20 protein-coding genes are annotated in these 18050 nt (G+C 67.2%); 8 read left to right on the forward strand and 12 right to left on the reverse strand.

What is annotated here, in order from left to right:
• Positions 1-40 precede the first annotated feature (40 nt).
• Both SK803_RS27775 and SK803_RS27780 read right to left on the reverse strand, forming a co-directional pair.
• Positions 41-1516, reverse strand: coding sequence for a trehalose-6-phosphate synthase (locus SK803_RS27775; protein ID WP_319969055.1), 1476 nt, complete (start codon positions 1514-1516; stop codon positions 41-43).
• A 610-nt stretch (positions 1517-2126) separates the two neighbouring features.
• Positions 2127-2738 carry a DUF2637 domain-containing protein gene (locus tag SK803_RS27780; protein WP_319969056.1) on the reverse strand — a complete coding sequence of 204 codons (612 nt, stop codon included), beginning with the start codon at positions 2736-2738 and terminating at the stop codon, positions 2127-2129.
• A gap of 455 nt (positions 2739-3193) precedes the next feature.
• On the opposite strand from SK803_RS27780, the gene SK803_RS27785 reads away from it, so the two are divergent.
• Genes SK803_RS27785 through SK803_RS27800 form a run of 4 tightly spaced genes read left to right on the forward strand, consistent with a single transcriptional unit; the run spans position 3194 to position 5900 of the window.
• Complete coding sequence (locus SK803_RS27785) at positions 3194-4129, forward strand: tetratricopeptide repeat protein (RefSeq protein WP_319969057.1); 936 nt, start codon at positions 3194-3196, stop codon at positions 4127-4129.
• Entirely contained in the window at positions 4126-4338 is a 213-nt protein-coding gene (locus SK803_RS27790; protein WP_319969058.1) for a sigma factor-like helix-turn-helix DNA-binding protein, read from the forward strand. The genes SK803_RS27785 and SK803_RS27790 overlap by 4 nt, the downstream gene beginning before the upstream one ends.
• Before the next feature lie 43 nt (positions 4339-4381).
• The gene (locus tag SK803_RS27795) at positions 4382-5104 is read left to right on the forward strand and encodes a GAF and ANTAR domain-containing protein (RefSeq protein ID WP_319969059.1); all 723 of its coding nucleotides are present in this window, start codon (positions 4382-4384) and stop codon (positions 5102-5104) included.
• 52 nt (positions 5105-5156) lie between these two features.
• The gene (locus SK803_RS27800) at positions 5157-5900 is read left to right on the forward strand and encodes a GAF and ANTAR domain-containing protein (protein WP_319969060.1); all 744 of its coding nucleotides are present in this window, start codon (positions 5157-5159) and stop codon (positions 5898-5900) included.
• A 9-nt stretch (positions 5901-5909) separates the two neighbouring features.
• Here SK803_RS27800 and SK803_RS27805 read toward each other — a convergent pair whose 3' ends face one another.
• The 3 genes from SK803_RS27805 to SK803_RS27815 form a co-directional block, all read right to left on the reverse strand.
• The gene (locus SK803_RS27805) at positions 5910-6686 is read right to left on the reverse strand and encodes a transglutaminase-like domain-containing protein (RefSeq protein ID WP_319969061.1); all 777 of its coding nucleotides are present in this window, start codon (positions 6684-6686) and stop codon (positions 5910-5912) included.
• An 86-nt stretch (positions 6687-6772) separates the two neighbouring features.
• Entirely contained in the window at positions 6773-6928 is a 156-nt protein-coding gene (locus SK803_RS27810; RefSeq protein ID WP_319969062.1) for a DUF6307 family protein, read from the reverse strand.
• Positions 6925-7452 (reverse strand): DUF5994 family protein, encoded by a 528-nt coding sequence (locus tag SK803_RS27815; RefSeq protein ID WP_319969063.1) that lies wholly within the window; start codon positions 7450-7452, stop codon positions 6925-6927. Before SK803_RS27815 ends, SK803_RS27810 begins: the two co-directional genes overlap by 4 nt.
• A 372-nt stretch (positions 7453-7824) precedes the next feature.
• On the opposite strand from SK803_RS27815, the gene SK803_RS27820 reads away from it, so the two are divergent.
• Positions 7825-9042, forward strand: coding sequence for a GAF and ANTAR domain-containing protein (locus SK803_RS27820; RefSeq protein ID WP_319969064.1), 1218 nt, complete (start codon positions 7825-7827; stop codon positions 9040-9042).
• Between the two features lie 27 nt (positions 9043-9069).
• Here SK803_RS27820 and SK803_RS27825 read toward each other — a convergent pair whose 3' ends face one another.
• Positions 9070-9318, reverse strand: coding sequence for a hypothetical protein (locus SK803_RS27825; RefSeq protein WP_319969065.1), 249 nt, complete (start codon positions 9316-9318; stop codon positions 9070-9072).
• Between the two features lie 113 nt (positions 9319-9431).
• Here SK803_RS27825 and SK803_RS27830 point away from each other — a divergent pair, with 113 nt between their 5' ends.
• The gene (locus SK803_RS27830; protein ID WP_319969066.1) at positions 9432-10472 is read left to right on the forward strand and encodes a fatty acid desaturase family protein; all 1041 of its coding nucleotides are present in this window, start codon (positions 9432-9434) and stop codon (positions 10470-10472) included.
• A gap of 8 nt (positions 10473-10480) precedes the next feature.
• Here the strand turns inward: SK803_RS27830 and SK803_RS27835 are convergent, their stop codons facing one another.
• From SK803_RS27835 to SK803_RS27850, 4 genes are all read right to left on the reverse strand, one after another.
• Complete coding sequence (locus tag SK803_RS27835; RefSeq protein ID WP_319969067.1) at positions 10481-10645, reverse strand: RGCVC family protein; 165 nt, start codon at positions 10643-10645, stop codon at positions 10481-10483.
• Positions 10632-11771: a N(5)-(carboxyethyl)ornithine synthase gene (locus SK803_RS27840; protein WP_319969068.1), complete on the reverse strand. Its 1140-nt coding sequence runs from the start codon at positions 11769-11771 to the stop codon at positions 10632-10634. The genes SK803_RS27835 and SK803_RS27840 overlap by 14 nt, the downstream gene beginning before the upstream one ends.
• Positions 11772-12037: 266 nt before the next feature.
• The gene (locus SK803_RS27845) at positions 12038-13531 is read right to left on the reverse strand and encodes a hypothetical protein (RefSeq protein ID WP_319969069.1); all 1494 of its coding nucleotides are present in this window, start codon (positions 13529-13531) and stop codon (positions 12038-12040) included.
• Positions 13532-13588: 57 nt separating this feature from the next.
• Positions 13589-14254, reverse strand: coding sequence for a hypothetical protein (locus SK803_RS27850; protein WP_319969070.1), 666 nt, complete (start codon positions 14252-14254; stop codon positions 13589-13591).
• 243 nt (positions 14255-14497) lie between these two features.
• Between SK803_RS27850 and SK803_RS27855 the strand changes: the two genes are divergently transcribed.
• Together SK803_RS27855 and SK803_RS27860 are read left to right on the forward strand one after the other, a co-directional pair.
• On the forward strand, positions 14498-15229 hold the full coding sequence (locus SK803_RS27855) for an anti-sigma factor (RefSeq protein ID WP_319969071.1): 732 nt from the start codon (positions 14498-14500) through the stop codon (positions 15227-15229).
• Between the two features lie 44 nt (positions 15230-15273).
• Complete coding sequence (locus tag SK803_RS27860; RefSeq protein WP_319969072.1) at positions 15274-15660, forward strand: NAD-binding protein; 387 nt, start codon at positions 15274-15276, stop codon at positions 15658-15660.
• Positions 15661-15713: 53 nt separating this feature from the next.
• Here the strand turns inward: SK803_RS27860 and SK803_RS27865 are convergent, their stop codons facing one another.
• Complete coding sequence (locus tag SK803_RS27865; protein WP_319969073.1) at positions 15714-16367, reverse strand: fasciclin domain-containing protein; 654 nt, start codon at positions 16365-16367, stop codon at positions 15714-15716.
• Positions 16368-16540: 173 nt separating this feature from the next.
• Positions 16541-18043: a molybdopterin-dependent oxidoreductase gene (locus tag SK803_RS27870; RefSeq protein WP_319969074.1), complete on the reverse strand. Its 1503-nt coding sequence runs from the start codon at positions 18041-18043 to the stop codon at positions 16541-16543.
• Between the last annotated feature and the right edge of the window lie 7 nt (positions 18044-18050).

An 18050-nucleotide genomic window follows, 5' to 3' on the forward strand; every position in this document is an offset into this window, starting at 1 on the left:
AATCCCGGTATCCGGTCAGCAAGACCGGACGACGTACGCCCTACGCAGTGCTGGTGCGCGTCGGCGACAACTGCTCTTCAATCCACATGCGCGAGGTGCGAGACGACACTCTGGCTCTCAGCGCGTCAGCTCTCCTCCTTCGTTCTTCCGGCGGCATCCGGAATGCGGTTCTCAGTGCGCGAGCCGTGTCGCCTACGTCGAATGGATTCACCTTCAATGCGATCCCGGCTAACTCGTCGTATACCCCAGCATTCTCAGAGACGATGACCACCGGATCGCCTTCCGCAACTATCGCGGCTTCTTTGGGTATCAGATTGAGTCCATCAAATGCAGGGTTGGCAATCATCGCATCAGCCACGCTCATGATCGCCAATGCGAGGGCGCGATCACTTTCGAAGGTACCTTCTGCTGTGAAGATCTCCACGGGCCGACCCCCCTGTATCCCCTCGTGCGTCGCGTTAATCCGGTCGGCGGTGTCTTGAACCTGCGTCAGGTATGACCGATAGTCAGAACGCCAGGTCCGCGTAGGCGACAGCAGGACCGGGAACCACGCGCGCCCCTCCGCGTCCGGTGTCGTGCGAAGGAACTCATCTACAGCCAAGAGCCCACGTAGTGGGTTCTTCCAGAGATCGGCTCGCTCGACCCGGCCCAACGTCCAGCGGCCACCCGCCATCACTCGAAGCTTCTGTTGCCAAACCTGAAATTCGGGATGGCGGGCGCCTTCGAGGACGTGATCCCTATCAATAGCCGCAGGGGATATAGCAACACGAGTCTCACCCCTATCGTGCCGGATCACGCCAGGTTCACAGATCACGCCGTCTAGGTACCGATCACAGCAGGCCATGAATGAATCGGCCCATCGGGAGCTATGGAAGGCAACAACGTCATAGGAAGTCATGGCGCGAAGGATGTGCGACCTGAGGCTAGACGGGATCATTCCAAAGTAGTCCGATTGACACCATGCAACGTGGTGAAAATAGATCAAAGGTTGCCCGAATCCCGAGTCAAGACGACGCACTTCATCAGCGACAAGCAAGAGATGATAGTCCTGCACGAGCACTGGGGAATCGCGGTGAGTTTCCACAATCTGCCGCGCGAATATCTCATTTACCTTACGATAGGCAGGCCACGATTTATTGAGGTCTAAGCCATCGCGCAGCACCCCAGGCATGGGAAAGAGGTAATGGAAGAGCATACCAAGTAGGCCAACTGCGAACTCTTCATAGTACTCGCGGTACGCGTCTGGCGGAACAGCCACCGGATGCAGGGCTACCCCATCCTCTAGAAGAGGCAAAGGAAACCCACGCCGAAGACTTTCCGCCACCCTTCGATCCGCGGCGGTCTCAGCTGCAAAGATCCAAGATCCACCGAATGCGCGCAACGCAGGGAGCACGACGGCGACTAGTCCGTTCGGGCCTGTTCGCCACCGGTGTGCGCCTTGAGCGGATGGCACGAAAGAGACCGGGCCCCTGTTAGCGCATATAATGATTCCGTTGGCGCTGATGTCTACCTCCACGATGACAGGCTTAGCAGTTCACCGGGCCAGCGTTGGACCATGTGGGCGATTCAGTATCCCGTCGACCCGGCGCGACCGATGCCTGGCACGCACACGCAGGAGATAAGTAACCCACACAAGCCGACCAACACGGTTGTTGATCAGTCCCCACGAAGTCGGATTTGATACACCACCTACCGATCATCAAGTCGGACTGCTTCGGACTTTCGTTACGCATTTTCAGGTCACGACCGCGTGGAATAGCGTTCGTACGCGCGCCTAGCCAGCGCACACAAGCGGAGTCGCGCCTTGCAGGGTCTACGACTAGCTGACCTGCAGGCTTCGCCTTGACGCAACGTGGACCCGAAACAGGACGAGGACAGTCCGGAGACCAGGCGGTGCGCCAATCTTGATGCTGACCGCGCTCAACGACACCTTGGAGGTTCCTGCGGACGTCGCTCATCCGTTGCGCTGGAGACAGCGTTATCCGCGACCTCTTGGCCGTCTTCCGCGTCCCGTCCCGTCTGGGGTCACGGTCTCCGGACCAGAGCTGTCGGTGCGGTCAAGATCTACTCGACTACGGCCCCGCACACCTTGAACCACCCCCTGCACGACGGCCAACAGGACTGAACTAAGCGACGGTGGCCCACACCTTGGCCGCGACTTCACGGCGAACCAGTGCGATCAGCTCACGTGCCTGGACAGTGCCGATCTCCAGTTCCCTGCGAAGCACATCGGCCGGAATCGGGCGCAGATGCGAGGCCCAATACCGCGCATCAGCACGCCGAGCACGCACCAAGTCGTCCGGCGAGGACACTGCAGACGCAAGCTCATCACGCTCAACGCGTTCGCGAGCCAGTGGGACGGGTTCAGGCGGACTGATACGGGCGAGCGCCTGCAAGACCTGCGGACCGACCTCCGCCCAACCGATCAACAACACCGGACCAACCGCGTCGAACGCCGCCTTGCCGTACTCACCGGTCGACAACGGCTCAGCCGCGTTGAGAGCCAGCGACACCACACTGACGAACAACGTGAACCTGCGCAGAGGCCGAAGATCCACTGCCGATGCACCGTGCAAGGCCAGGTACCTCGTCGCCAGAAGCAGCCCGAGGATCGACAAGTCCACCGCTGGCGCGATCAACGGGGCCACCCACACCGGTACACCGAGCCGCAGCGCAAGGCTGAGCACGTTGCCGAACCCGAAGAGAAACGTCAGGCCGACAACCGCCGCGATGATCACCGTGACCGTCCTCGTCACGTCCTGCAAGAACCCCGAATGCGAGCCCGAAACGGGCCCGAGAACGCTGACCTGCGACGACACAGACTGGCATCGAGCGGCAGGCCTGGCCTCTGGATCCTGCACTTGACGTGCGGAAACAGCATCCGCTGACATCAGCCGGTACCACCGTCGAGGACCACCCGAGGACTCTTAATCAGCGGGTCCGGGGTTCGAGTCCCTGGCGGCGTACATCAGAGAAGCAGGTAGAGATTCGTCTCGACCTGCTTTTCTGCTTTTCCGGGCTCTTCATTCTGCGGACAGGTGCCGGGCCGGAGTGCTGGGCGGTCGTGACGATCAAGTTTGCGACCGAACAGAGGCCGAACTCGACGGCGCTCAGGACTAGAATCGGTGACGCCCCAGACCGCCCCGGTCCCCGGCGGTGCCACTCGCCATGACCCATGGTCTGAGGTGCTGTCATGATCGGGCTTTCGGACATCGCGCGCCTGGAAGAGGACACCCGCGCGTTGCGCGAGACGGACTACCGCAGTGGTGGTGAGAGCTGCCTCGACGGTGTTCGGCTGCTGATCCGCGAAAGTCTCCCGCTGCTCACCTCACCCGCGACCGAGCAGGTGCGGCAACGGCTGCACGTCGCCTTGGCGGACCTGCGGAACCTGGCGGGCTGGGTGTGCTTCGACGCCGGTCTGGTCAACAACGCGCACAACCACTTCTGTCACGCCCTGGTGCTCGCGGGGCTGGCTCGTGCGGACGGGTTGACCGCCAACGTGTGTTACCGGCTCGGCCGGGTGTTCCTGCACCACGGACAGCTCGACGAGGCGTCGCGGTACTTCGACCTCGGGCGGCTCGCGGCCTCCCGGTCCGGGGACGACCTCGCGGCCAGCATCCTGTCGGTCAACGCGGCGTGGGCGTGCGCGAAGAAGGGCGCGGAGCACGGTGCCCGCACCTTGCTCGACCGCGGTCAGGAGCAGTTCATCACCGCGAACCGCACCGGCGTGGCCGGCTGGGCGGCGTTCTTCACCGAGGCCGACCTGTCCGGGATGGCCGGAGCCGTGCACACCGACCTGGCCGGTACCGCGGGGCGGCAGTACGCGGCGAGCGCCGTTGCCCTGCTCACCACGGCGATCGGCGGCTACGGCGAGGGCATGGTCCGCAGCCGGGCCCTCTGCCTGATCCTGCTGTCGACCAGCCAGATGATCGAAGGGGACGTCGAGGTCGGCGTGCACACCGGCCTGCGGGCGCTCGCGACGTCGGCGAACGTCGGATCCGCCCGCATGCGCGATCGTTTCCGCCCGCTCGCGGCGCACGCGCGCAAGCTGCGCGGCCACGCCGGTGCGCTGGCGCTCGCCGAGCGAATCGACGCCGGTACCGCCACGCCGGTGCCGCCAGTGCCATGAAGCGCTCGGCCGAGCCCGGCCCGTGGTACCTGGAAGTGCTCACCGACGAGCAACGTGCGGTGCTGAAACTGCGCGTTGTGCACGGCCTGTCCGCCGAGCAGGCGGCGCGAGTGCTGGGCTCCACTCCGGAGGTGGTGCGGCTGGTGCAGCACCAGGCGCTCGAAGCACTGCGCGCGGTGATCACCCGGCCGCGCCCTCTTCCGCCGTGAACAGCTGTGCGTGGGATGCTTTCCGCGACGGAGGGTGGCGGCGGTGAGCGGTGAGCGACTGGCCAAGCTCCTGGCGTACCTCGCCGAAGACGCGGCGGCGCGCGGCATCACGACTTCCAGCGAGGCGGTGTGCGACGCGTGCATCCGGCTGATCGGGGTGAGCGGCGCCCAGCTGACCCTGATGAACGGCACCGGCCGCGGCGAGTCCAGGTACTCCACCAACGAGATCGGCACCCAGCTCGAGAACCTGCGGTTCACCCTGGGCGAAGGACCTTGCGAGGACGCCGTCCGATCCGGGGTGCCGGTGCTGGTGGCACAGCTGGACTCCTGGGAGAACGACCAGCGGTGGCCGCTGTACGTGCCGGCCGCGATCGCCGCCGGCGCGCGAGCGGTGTTCGTGTTCCCGTTGCGCAGCGGTGCGATCCGCATCGGCGCGCTCGTGCTGCACCGGACGAGCCCGGGTCCGCTGAGTCCGGAACAGGTCCAGGACGCGCACGTCGTGGCCGACCTCATCATGTCCCTGCTGTTGGACGAGCTGACCCGCTTGCACCTCGACTCCGAGGTTCCTCCAGCCGACGGAATGCCGCTGAGCCGTGCCGAGGTGCACCAGGCCACCGGGATGCTGTCGGTCCAGCTGGGGGTGAGCATGGACGAGGCACTGGTGCGACTGCGCGCACACGCGTTCGCTCATGACCGGTCGGTCATCGATGTCGCCCGTGACATCGTCTCCCGGCGCCTGCGACTGAGTCCGGAGGGTCCGGTCTGATCCAGATGATCACTCCTCCCCGTCCGGCGATTGATCAACAGAGGTGACGCCCATGTCCATGGAGAATCTGGCGGAGACGTTCGTCGAGCTCGCCGACACCCTGGTCGCCGACTTCGACCCGGTCGAGTTCATGCACCTGCTGGCCGACAACTGCGTCACCACGCTGGAGGTGGACGCCGCCGGCATCCTGCTCGTCGACCACCACGGTGAGCTCCAGGTGGTCGGTGCCTCCAGCGACCGTGCCCGGCTGCTCGAGCTCTTCGAACTCCAGCACCGGCAGGGCCCGTGCATGGAGTGCTATCTCACCAGCGCGCCGGTGACGATCGCCAGTTTCACCGAGTCCCCGCAACGATGGCCCGAGTTCGCCTCCATGGCCAGGGCCGCCGGGTTCGGCGCGCTGCACGCGTTGCCGATGCGGTTGCGTGAACAGACCATCGGCGCGCTGAACCTGTTCACCGTCGGGGAGGGATCGCTGCCGGAGCCGACGCTCAGGGTCGCGCAGGCGATGGCGGACGTCGCCACCATCGGCCTGCTCCAGGCCCAGGTCATCAGTCATCGTGACCTGCTCGCCGGGCAGTTGCAGCACGCGTTGCAGAGCAGGGTGCTCATCGAGCAGGCGAAGGGGGTGCTCGCCGAGCGGATGCGGAGCGACATGAGCCAGGCGTTCGAGACCCTGCGCCGTTATTCGAGGAGCCACAACAAGCACCTCAGCGCGGTGGCGGAAGGTGTCATCGCCGGAACGATCGACATGACGGAGCTGGTGGCCACCAAGGACACCGATCCGCGAGCGCGTTGATCCGCACCGTCACCGCCAGGCGGGCGCGAGGTCCTCTTCCGCGTGCACGGCCATCGATTCCAGCACCGGACCGCCGAACGTGGTGACCATGGCGACGTCGGCGGCGTCCCGGCCGCGGCCGATGACGACACGTCCCTTGCGGGTCGTGTTGTTGCGCGGGTCGAAGGTCCACCAGCGGTTCCCCAGCCACACCTCCATCCACGCCGCGAAGTCCATCGGCGCGTCATCGGGCGGCACACCGACCTCCGGCAGGTAGCCGAAGGCGTAGCGGGCGGGGATGTTGAGCGCACGGCAGAACGAGATCGCCAGATGCGCGAAGTCACGGCAGACACCGATGCCCGAGGCGTTGACGTCCGCGGCGGTGGACGACGAGGTGGAGGTGCCGTAGCCGAAGCTCAGCGTGTCGTGGACGTGCTGACAGATCTCCCGCACCCGCGGATAGCCGGGCGGACGGGTGCCGAACCTCGACCACGCCTCGTCACCGAGCACGTCGGACACGCAGTAGCGGCTGGGCAGGGTGTACAGCAGAACGTCGTCGGGAAGGTCGTCCGGCGCGATCTCCGGCGCGTCCTCGTCGACGTCCTCGGCACGATCGGGTACGTCAACCCAGGCACTGTAGTCCACAGTGGACAGACCAGCGGGCAGCACGACGCGTGCGCACCTGTTGCCGTACAGGTCGAAGTAGTGCCGAACCGCGGTTTCCGGCTGCACCGCCAGATGTTCACGGCTCACCAGGACGTCGCCGCTGCGCGCCACGCCGACCAGGAACACCGCCGGTGTGGGCACCTCCGCGCGGTAGGTGAACGCGCATCCGACGCGGAGCAGCCGAGTGCTCCGCGTCGGACGGTCCTCGCGTCCAGGGTGAGGCGAGGTCAACGCACCCTCTCCGGGATGTGGTCCAGCGCGCGCAGCACTTGCACGGCGACTTCCCTCGCGGCCTTGTCGCCGAGTTCGGCGCGGCCGGACAACACGTCCTGCACCATCTGGAGCCGGCGTTCGTACGCGGATGTGTAAGCCTTTGCGGTCATCGACTTCCTCGCATGATCTGCTGTGGTATCCGGCCGCCCGTGTCCGGCGCCGACGTGGTGGTGCGAGGGAGTTCCGCGCCGAGCAGGTCCTCGACGGTGTCGGTGTTCTCGCGGAGTGCGGCGCGCATCATGATCTGGTGGGCGGCCGACGGGTCGGTGTCCGGCGGTATGAGGAGCAACGTGTGGCGGCGCCGGTCACCCGAGATGACGTCCACGGTGTGCGGCGGCCTGGACCAGAATCCGCTCAGCCGCACTCGGACGCCGTCGGCGGAGATCTGCCGCGGCGCGGTGTCCCACTCGGTCAGGTTGTAGCTCACCCGCGGGATCTCGCCCAGCCGAACTGCCAGCACCGCGAGCAGCGCGGGCAGTTCGGCGGCGAGGTCCCGGGAACGCGGCCACCACGCACCGTCGACATACCCCGAGGTGAGCGCCTTCGGCCGCAACCGCAATCGCAGCGGATACCGAGGCTGCTCGGTGGCCGTGACAGCCAGTGGGGTGATGGATTGGTGAGGGGCCGACGTCATGCCGGGGCTCCCGTCTCCGGCCGAAAAAATCAACCGGTTCTGGTTCTCACCGAGTACGACATGAGCTTGACCGCTCAGGTACGAGAAATTCTCGGCAAAATTGACACTACACTCATTTCCGCACGGCAAACCGGAATGACCTCGAATATTTTCGGGCACCGACGCACCCGTCGATGCTGGTAGCCAGCTTGCGCCAGCCGAAGTCCGGCCACTGGGCCGTTCAGCCCTCAAATTCTCATCCCGCTCCAGCAGGCGACTGACGCAGATGGCGCGAAATGAGCAGAACAGTTTGATCTCGATCCCGGCCGGGCTACCCTCGAACAAAGGCCGTCCAGACCCCGCGGCCGCTCTGGTCTCGTGAGGGAGATGTCAGTGAGCACCGTGGGCGAAACCCAGCGGGCCGCCGTTCGCCACGTCTGCATCGCCTCCGGGGTCGTGACGAACGCCGTCGGCACGGCGATCTACCTGCGCGCGGGCCAGGGTGCCGTCCGCCTGTTCGAGGCCACCGGTTTCTGCGGCGAGGAGCTCGCGGAACTGCAGACCGTGCTCGGCGAAGGGCCCGCGTTCGAAGCGACACAGCGCAACCGGCCGGTGCTCGTGCCCGATCTCGTGGACTCCGTGAGCACGGTGCGCTGGCCGCTCTTCGCGTCCGCCGCGGTCGAGGCAGGGGTCGAGGCCGTGTTCGCCTTCCCGTTGACCCAGGGCGCCATGTCAGTCGGCGCGCTGGAAGTCCACCGCGACACCGGCAGCGCCCTCACGCCGGACGAGATCGCCGCAGTGGTGCAACTGGCCGAGATGGCGATGGCTCTGCTGCCGCGACCAACAACGACAAATGATGAGGTGGAACAGGTGTCGGACCAACGGGTGGCACAGACCTTCGTCGAGCTGGCTGACACGCTCGTGGAACGTTTCGACAGCATCGAGTTCCTGCACGTGCTGGCCGAACGTTGTGTCGAGTTGCTGGCCGTGGACGCGGCCGCGATCCTGCTGGCCGACGACCAGGGTGCGCTCAAACTGGTGGCCACCTCCAGCGAACTCGTGCGCCCCATGGAGCACTTGCTGCTCCAGAGCGAAGACAGCCCGGCCGCGGAGTGCTTCCGGTCCGGACAGCCCGTGCTGTGCCCCGAACTGCATGCCGAACCACAGCGATGGCCGCGGTTCAGCGCCGCGGCGACGAAGCTCGGGTTCGGCGCGTTCGACGCGCTGCCCATGAGGCTGCGAGAAGACGTCATCGGCTCGTTGAACCTGTTCCGCACCTCGCCCGGCCCGCTCCCCGAGGGGTCTGGCGCATTGGCGCAGTCGTTCGCGAACGTCGCGACGATCAGCCTTCTGCAGGTGCGGTCCGCCCGGCACAACCAGATGCTCGCCGAGCAGCTGCAAGTCGCGCTGGCGAGCCGCGTCGAGATCGAGCAGGCCAAAGGCGTGCTGACCGAACGCCTGCAGATCGGGGTCGAGGACGCCTTCTCGCTCATGCGGAACTACGCCCGCAACTCCGGCCAGCTGCTGTCCGACGTCGCCCAGCAGGTCAACGCCCGGTCACCGGAGGTCACCGCGCTGACGAGGGTCAGCCGGCCGCGGTCGAGCTGGTAGATCCACAGTGGACGAGTCCGCGAGCGGTCAGCGGCCCGGCGCGGGATCGACCAGGGTCACCGGAAGGATCCGGGCGAGCGCCGTCGTGATGGCGGGCGTTCCCGGCACGCCGTGGTGATCGTGGCGTACGCCAGGTGGGCCCGGCGACGGCTGCTGGCCGTTGAACTGCTCGGCGCGGTGCTCCTCCTCGCCGGACCGCTGACTGCCGTACGGTGAGGAGAGAGCCTTCCTCTGCCCGGCCCACAGGGTTGGTGGGCGATGTGGAGGGGAACTCACCTGCTGGCGCTGTCGACAGCGCCATCGCGCCGATGACCCCGGACCCTGGCATCGGATGAAGCCGACGAGCACGTGCTGCCCGCCGACATCCACACCAGCGAACCGGAGCACACATGACCTCGACGCGGCACGACTCGACCGACACCGCGAAACGCCCGCCCGGCAGCGACTTCGCGCGGCTGACCCAGGAGATCAAAGCCGCCGGCCTGCTGGACCGCCGGCTCGGCTACTACTTCGCGCGGATGACGATCAACGCGCTGCTGCTCGGCGCGATCGCGGTGACGTTCGTGCTGCTGGGCGACTCCTGGTGGCAACTGCTCACCGCGGCCGTCCTGGCCGTGGCCTCGACGCAGCTGGCGTTCATCGGGCACGACGCCGGGCATCGGCAGATCTTCCGCAGCCACCGCAACAACAACGTGGTCGGGCATCTGCACGGCGGCCTCACCGGCATCAGCTACCAGTGGTGGGTGGCCAAGCACAACCGTCACCACGCCAACCCCAACCACGAGGACCACGATCCGGACATCGAGATCCACGCCCTCGCGTTCAGCCGCGCGCAGGCCACCACGAAACACGGCGTGTACAGCTGGATCACCAAGCACCAGGCGTTCCTGTTCTTCCCGCTGCTGCTCGCCGAGGCGGCCATGCTGCGGATCTCCGGCCTCGTCGCGTTGTGCCGCAACGAACTGCGCAATCCGTGGCGGGAGGCCGCGCTTCAGATCCTGCCGCTGGCCGGTTACCTGACGGCGGTGTTCCTCGTGCTGTCACCGGTGAAGGCAGTGGTGTTCATCGTTGTGCACCAAGGCTTGATGGGCGTCTACCTGGGCTGCTCGTTCGCACCGAACCACAAGGGAATGCCGATCATCGCCGCGGGCGAGCGCCTCGACCACCTGCACAAGCAGGTGCTGACCTCCCGCAACGTCACCGGTGGCCGGTGGGTCGACGCCCTGCTCGGTGGCCTCAACCACCAGATCGAGCACCACCTCTACCCGCACATGCCCCGCCCCAACCTGCGGTACGCGCAGCCGCTCGTCGAGGACTTCTGCGCCCGGCACGGAATCCCGTACAGCAAAACGACTTTGCGTCACTCCTACGCCCAGGTGCTGCGCCACCTGCACGACGCAGGAGCACCTCTGCGCCACCCGGCGAGCTGACCGCCGGGTCACCCGCAGATGCAGCCTCTGGGCAGTGCGGAGGCGGTGGTCGCGGCGCAGAACCGAACGCCGAGCGGGTCGTGCTCCTCCCACGGGTGGGGGCACGCCGCACAGACGGCGGCGGTGCCGGCGTGATCGTCCACTTCGGTGGTTCGCGGCTCAGACGTGGGCATGCGGGTACTCCGATGAACGGTGTTGGAACGAGAGGATGCCGGGGTTCTGGACGACGCCGTCGCGGATCTCGATGGCACGCCGGATGATGTCGCCGGCGTCCCAGGCCCCGGTGAGCACCGAGCGCAGGTGCGGGAGCAGCGCTTCGCTGATCTCCCAGGTCGCCGAGTTCCACAGGTACGAGGGGCTGTGGTCCACGCCGTAGTAGCGGACGTTCTCGCCCACCAGGAAGGACGGCTCGGCGAACGAGGTCGGGCGGGCCCAGGCGAACCCCATCGCCCGGTCGCAGGACACGTCGACGATGAGCGTGCCGGGAGACAACGCGGGCAGGTCGTCCTCGATGAGGAACGTCAGCGGCTTGTCCGGGTCCTGCAGCATGCAGTTGACGATGATGTCGTGCTCCGCGAGGAATCCGGCCAGCGGGACGCTCCCGTCGTCGGTGATCGCGTGACTGCGCCGCGGATCGGCGTCGTCGTGGTCGAAGTGGACCATCCGCGCCGAGTGGATCGGCGAGCCGACCGCCGTGACACCCCGGTTGGTCAGAACGTTGACCTCGTGCACGCCGTGCGCCTTGAGAGCCGTCACGGCACCTCGTGCGGTAGCACCGAAACCGATCACGGCGGCGCTCAGTCTCCGGCCGTAGTCACCGGTCGAACCCGCGAGTTGCAGCGCGTGCAACACCGAGCAGTAGCCGGCGAGCTCGTTGTTCTTGTGGAAGACGTGCAGGCCGAACGAACCATCGGTGGTCCAGTGGTTCATCGCCTCGAACGCGATGACGGTCAGCCGTTGCTCGATGGCCAGCTGGGTGAGCTTCGTGTCCTGCACGCAGTGCGGCCAGCCCCACAGCACCTGCCCTTCCCTCAGTTCCGCGACGTCTTGAGCGAGAGGCTTGGGCAGCAGGATCACATCGCACGTCGCGATGAGCTCTTCGCGCGAACGCAATCCCGCGACGGAAACCGCGAGTTGCGCGTCGGATATGCCGAAGCGTTCGCCGTACCCGTGTTCGAGGTAGATGCGGTCACGCAGATCCACGTCGATCCGCTCCAGGTGCAGCGGGTGGATCGGAAGCCGGAGCTCGTTCTCCTTGCGTGACTGTGCGATGACACCGAGACTGAGGTCCGAGGTCAACTCGGCGCTCCCGCCTCCAGCCGAACCGGCCGGATTTCTCGTGCGCCCAAGGCGACATCAGCTTGAACGCTGACGCGCGACATGCCCTCGGTGAGGTCAGTCTACTCGCCGGGTTCAGGAGACGGCGAGTCGATGCGCTCCAGCCAGGACTTGATGGCGTTGTCCGCCTGGCCGACCTCTTCACCCCGGCCGCCAGTCCCTCGCCCGGCCGAGCGCGAAAGAGCGGGACCGGCAGCTGCCGGCCCCGCCCTGTGATCACCTCGTGGTCACGCCTTCACGGAGTGCTTCCCGTGGGTCCAGGACGCGGCGTCGCCGCCGTCGCCCGCCGGACCGGAGTGGCCACCGACCGTCTTGCTGTGGTTGGCAGCGTCACCGGTCGGACCAGTGGCGCCGGTGTCACCGGAGTTGCCCGAGGTGACCTCGGTCCAGGACTTGGTGCCGTGGTTCTTCCAGCTGTGCTTCCAACCGTCGTGGTTCCAGCCGTGGCAGTTGTCGCCGCGGTGACCGGACCACTCGTGGCCCTTGTTCTCGGACTTCACCACGGCGGTGTTGCCACCGGTGGCGCCGGAGTTCCCGGAGTCGCCCGAGCTTCCGGAGGTGGCGTTGTTCGAGCTGGTGGCGTCGCCGCCGTCACCCGAGTTGCCGCCGTTGCCCGCGGTGGCCTCAGTGGAGCCGGACTTCTTGTGGTGGCCCCACTTCTGACCCTTGGTCATGACCGCCGCGTCGCCGCCGTCACCGGCAGGGCCGGAGTTGCCGCCGGCCGTGGCGCTGTGGTTCCACGCGTCACCGGTCGCGCCGGTGGCACCCGTGTCGCCGGAGTCACCCGACGTGACCTTGGTCCAGGACTTGGTGTTGTCCCAAGACCAGCTGTGGCCGTGCTGCTCACCGATCGTGCGAACGACCGCCTTGTTGCCACCGGTGGCGCCGGAGTTCCCGGAGTCGCCCGAGCTTCCGGAGGTGGCGTTGTTCGAGCTGGTGGCGTCGCCGCCGTTGCCCGAGTTGCCACCGTTGCCCGCGGTCGCGCCAACCTTCTTCGCGTGGCCAGCCGCGGTGGCATCGCCACCGTCGCCAGCAGCGCCGGAGTCGCCGCCCACCGTGCTGCTCTGGTTGGAAGCGTCGCCGGTCGAACCCGTGGCGCCGGTGTCACCCGAGTTGCCCGAGCTGACATTCGTGTGGCACTCCGCCAGCACACAGACGCCGTAAGCGCTGTTGCCGCCGGTGGCACCCGAGTTGCCCGAGTTACCGGAGTTGCCGGACCGGGCGGTGTTCGAGCTCGCGGCGTCGCCGCCGTTGCCCGAGTTGCCACCGTTGCCCGCGGTCGCGCCAACCTTCTTCGCGTGGCCAGCCGCGGTGGCGTCACCACCGTTGCCCGCCGCGCCGGAGTCGCCGCCCACCGTGCTGCTGTGGTTGGAGGCATCGCCGGTCGAGCCGGTGGCGCCCGTGTTACCGGAGTTGCCCGAGCTCACGTTGGTGTGGCACTCGGCCAGCACGCAGACGCCGTAGGCGCTGTTGCCGCCGGTGGCGCCGGAGTTCCCGGAGTCGCCCGAGTTTCCGGAGGTGGCGTTGTTCGAGCTGGTGGCGTTGCCGCCGTCGCCCGAGTTACCGCCGTTGCCACCGTTCACGACCGAGTTCACGACGTCACCGACGCCGCCCAGGAGACCGTGGTCGCCCGTGTCGGCGCTCGCCATCGCCGTTCCGAACAGGAGAAAACCTCCCGAGAACGCTGCGGCCACGAGACCGCGTCGCACATAGCTGTGCATGTCGAACCTTCCCGTCAATCAAGCTTGGTGATCTGTCGGCTTGGTTGGCAGGACCGCTCAACTGGGATGACTTCGGCCGTAGTAGTAGCACCACGACCCGTGGACCTGGTGGTCCCAGCTCACGACGGACGAACCGCCGTGCGGACGAACTCCCGACAACGCTGGGAGATCCGAGACAGCCGGACTCGCCGATCCACTCGACGACACCGATCCTGTCGTGCCGGACAAAGCCAACGGCAGTTCAGGTGACTGCTTCTGCGGTACGTCGATCGGCGGCGCCTCGATCGGCGGCGCCGTGTCAGGTTGCGCCACACCAGGTGACGCCACGTCAGGTGCGGAGATCTGTTGCTGTTGCGGGGTAGTTGCCACCGCGACCCGGTCAGGCAGCGGCGCGGTCTGCACCTCTGGCACGACGACCGGTGCCGGCGGAACCTCCGTAACGGGTTGCTCCATGCGCACCACGGGAGCGAGCACCGGCTCAGTCACGGGTTGGAGGGGCTCCAACACCGGACTCAGGGTCTGCACCGCGGTGTCAACAGTCGGCGCCAGCGGTGCCAGCACCGGTTCGGTCACTGGTGCGACGAGGTTGGCGACTCCACCCAACAGGCCAGGTGAGTCGCCCTCGTCAGCACTCGCCACTCCCGCGGACAGGAGACCGAGTCCAATCAGGAACCCGGCCACGCCCAGTGCCCGCCGGAGCATTGCAGAGCATGTCGACTTCATTTAATCACCCCCTTTCGGCGAATCAGCACCTGTACATCCATGTATTCGAAGGACTCCAGGCAGCGGTTTGCACGAAAGTGGAGAAGAGTTTGTTGTCGCAGCTAGTCCGGACAAAACAATTCGAAACATCCATTTCCAACTACTTTGCGACACACGACCTGCCTGGCAGGTCAACACACAGTGATCACTCGATCCACGCAGGCGACGAGCAATCCGCACATCGGACAGCTTCGAAGAAGAGACGTGAAACCGGGAAGAACGCGTGCGATCAACCCGCACCTGCTGACCGGTGCCCACGCGCTCGGCGCGCTGCCCGATGCCGAGCGGATCGAGTTCGAAGCGCACCTCGGCGGGTGCCAGGGCTGTGCGGACGAGATGGCAGGCCTGCGCGAGACCACGGCCCGGCTGGGCAACGCCGTCGACCACGTCTTCCCGAGCGCACTCCGGCCACGGGTGCTGGACGCGGTCCGGCACGTGCGGCAGGTTCCGCCGGCCTCCGAGATCGGGACGGTCTTCTCGCGGCGCCAAGGTTTCCGGCGTGCCGCTGCGCTCATCTCGGCCGCCTGTGTGGCCGCCGCGGCGGTGGCCGGTGTGCACGGCGCGCTGACCACGTCATCGATCACCTCCGTGCCCGCCGCCCCGCGCACCCGGATCGGTGATCTGCTGGCCGCGCCGGATCTGCGGCTCGTCACCGCCGGAGATCCCGCGGGCACCGCGGCGATGTCCAGCAGCCGCGACGAGATGCTCTTCCTGGCGGGCGACCTCCGCACGTTGCCCAGCGACCGCGTCTACCAGCTGTGGCTGGTGGACGGCCACGGTCCACGGTCAGCGGGCACCCTGCGCCCGGTGGGCGGAGCGATGTCCCTGCTGGTGACGGAGATCGAGGGAGTCGGCGAGGCCATGCTCACCGTCGAGCCGGCGGGCGGATCGCCAGGCCCGACGAGCGCTCCGGTCCTCACCATCAGCTTTCGCTGAAGTGGAAGGCAATCCGGTTCGAGCGGCGCGCCGAATCACTGGTCGTGACCGATCACATCCTCGTCATCGGATACGGCGACACGGGGCGCCACGCGGTGAACGCGGTGCTGGCGTCCCAGCCTGATGCCGCGCTGAGCGTGCTGGACATCGACTTCTTCGCCGTCGCGGAGGCGATGGCGAACGGCGCCACCGCGGTCCACGGGGACGGGCGGGACAGATGCGCGCTGGACGAAGCAGCGGCCTACATCGCCGGCCGCGTCATCGTCACGGTGCCGGACGACCTCGACGCCTTGCTGATCACGAGGGCGGTGCGGACGTCGAACCCCGACGCCGTGATCGTGGCCGTCATTCGCGAACCGGAGAACCACGCGCTGTTCCTGTCCTCCGACGCCACGTCCGTCCACATCAGACTTCCGGACGAGCGGACGTGAAAAACTCCGGAAACAGCGACGCTGTTTCCGGAGTTCGCTTGCTGTCGGGCTGCTCACGCAGGCAGCAGGACCGAGTCGATCAGGTAGACGGTCGCGTTCGCGGTGTGCACGCCGCCGCAGATCACGTTGGCGTCGTTGACCTTCAGGGCGTTGCCGGAGCCGGTGACCTTGACGGTGCCGGTCTGCACGGTCTTCTGGTCGCCGGCGATCTTGTCGGGCGAGATCTGGCCGGGGACCACGTGGTAGGTCAGGATCTTGGTCAGCAGCGCGTCGTCGGTCTTGAGCTTCTCGATCGTCGCGGCGTCGATCTTCGCGAACGCCGAGTCGACCGGCGCGAACACGGTGAACTCGGCGCCGTTGAGCGTCGACACCAGGTTGACCTTCGGGTTGAGCTTGCCCGACACGGCGCTCACCAGCGTGGTGAGCAGCGGGTTGTTGCTCGCGGCGACGGCGACCGGGTCGGCGGCCATGCCGGTGACGGAACCGGCGCCGGACGGGACCTGCTTGGCGTAGTCGGCACAACCGGGGCCGACGAGGTCCTTGGCCGGGTCGGCCATCGCGGCTGACGACGGTGCCGTCGAGGTGGCCGAGGTGGGCGCGGTGCTGGAGCCGCTGCTCGCCATGTCGCCAGAGCCGCAGGCAGCTCCGAACAGGGCGAGCGAGACGGCGCCGGCGGCCAGAACGGTGCTGCGGACGGTCTTGTTCATGTCGGAACATCTCCAAATTGTGTTCGGGCAGTTGCTATGGGTGATTCGCCACCACACAGACACCGGATGGGTCTGGTTATCGACCTGTTACCAGCCGATCCGCAAACCTCGTACTACCAGGCAAAACGCGCAGATAGTCCACTGTGGACAGAAGGCGGGCTGCGGATCTGTCGTCAGGAACCGGCCACCGACGTGAAGACCATCGAGTGCCAGCCGGTCGCGCCGTCCGGGATCGGGGCGGCACGATCGTTGGTCTGCGTGTAGCCGTTGCGGTCCGTGGCACGGCACTCCACGGTGTGGTTGCCGGGCTGCAGGTCCAGTTCGACCCGCCACATCCGCCAGGTGTCGACGTTGACCTCGGTGCTGAGCGTCGCCTGCTGCCACGGCCCTCCGTCGATCCGGACCTCGACGCGATCGATGCCGATGTGCTGGGCCCAGGCGATGCCCGCCGCGACGAACCGGCCCGCCGGCACCCGCTCGAAGGACTTCGGGCGGTCCACTCTGGACATGACCTTGACCGGGGCCTTCTTCGCCCAGCCGCGCTGGGCCCAGTACGGGTCGAACGCGTCGAAGGTGGTGAGTTCGGCGTCCACCAGCCACTTCGTCGCCGAGACGTAGCCGTACAGGCCGGGCACCACCATGCGGACCGGGAAGCCGCGCTCGAGCGGCAACGGCTCGCCGTTCATCCCCAGGGCCAGCAACGCGTTCGAGCCGGGCGCCATGATCGAGGCGACCGGGGTGCCGCACGTCCAGCCGTCCACGCTGCGCGTCGCGAGCTGGTCGGCGCCAGGACGCACACCGGCGTCCCGCAGCAGGTCGGGCAGGGAGACGCCGATGAAGTTCGACGTGGAGATGTACGGGCCACCGACCTCGTTGGACACGCACACCAGCGTGATGGTCTTTTCCACCAACGGACGCCGCAGCAGGTCGTCGTAGGTGAGCACCATCTCGTTGTCCACCATGCCGTGCACCCGCAACCGCCAGTCCTCCGCCCGCAGACGCGGCACCGTGAGCGCGGTGTCGACGCGGTAGAACTTCTCGTTCGGCGTCAGGAAAGCCGGCGTGCCCTCGCGGGAGAAGTCAGCGCTGAACGGGATCTCCGGCGCGGTCTCCCTCGGCCGCAGCGTGATGCCGCGCCGGGACGCCTCGACGTCCACCCGGCCGGCGAGCCACTGCCCACCCACCGCCGCGACACCCGCGCCCGCCGCGATCGCCGCGGTCGACAGCAGGAACCTCCGTCGGCCCGGCGCGACCACCGGCGCCTGGGACCACAGCCAGCGGAACGCCGCGACACCGACCACAAGGCTGGCCACCGGGGCGACCACCGACCACGCGGTCGTGGTCGGACGGGCCAGCACCGCGGCGATGCCGAGCAGACCGAGCACACCGGCGAGGGCGGTACCGGGCCACGGACTGCGGCGTGACAGCAGGCCCGCCACCACGCCGAGCCCCGCGAGCGCGACCGCCATGCCGCCGAGCAGCACCAGCTTGTCGTTCTCGCCGAACGTGCGGATCGCGAAGTCCTTGAGCGGGTGCGGCGTCAGGTCGATCGCGGTGTTGCCGACCGCGAGGAACGGCGACGCCAGCGGGCTCACGAGCCCCGCGACGAGATGCCCTGCCGCCAACGCCGCGGCTACCGACACCAGGCCGATGAGGATGGTTCGGGTTGCCTTCACGTCTGTG

It is taken from the genome of Lentzea miocenica, assembly GCF_033949945.1.
Classification (GTDB): Bacteria; Actinomycetota; Actinomycetes; order Mycobacteriales; family Pseudonocardiaceae; genus Lentzea; species Lentzea miocenica.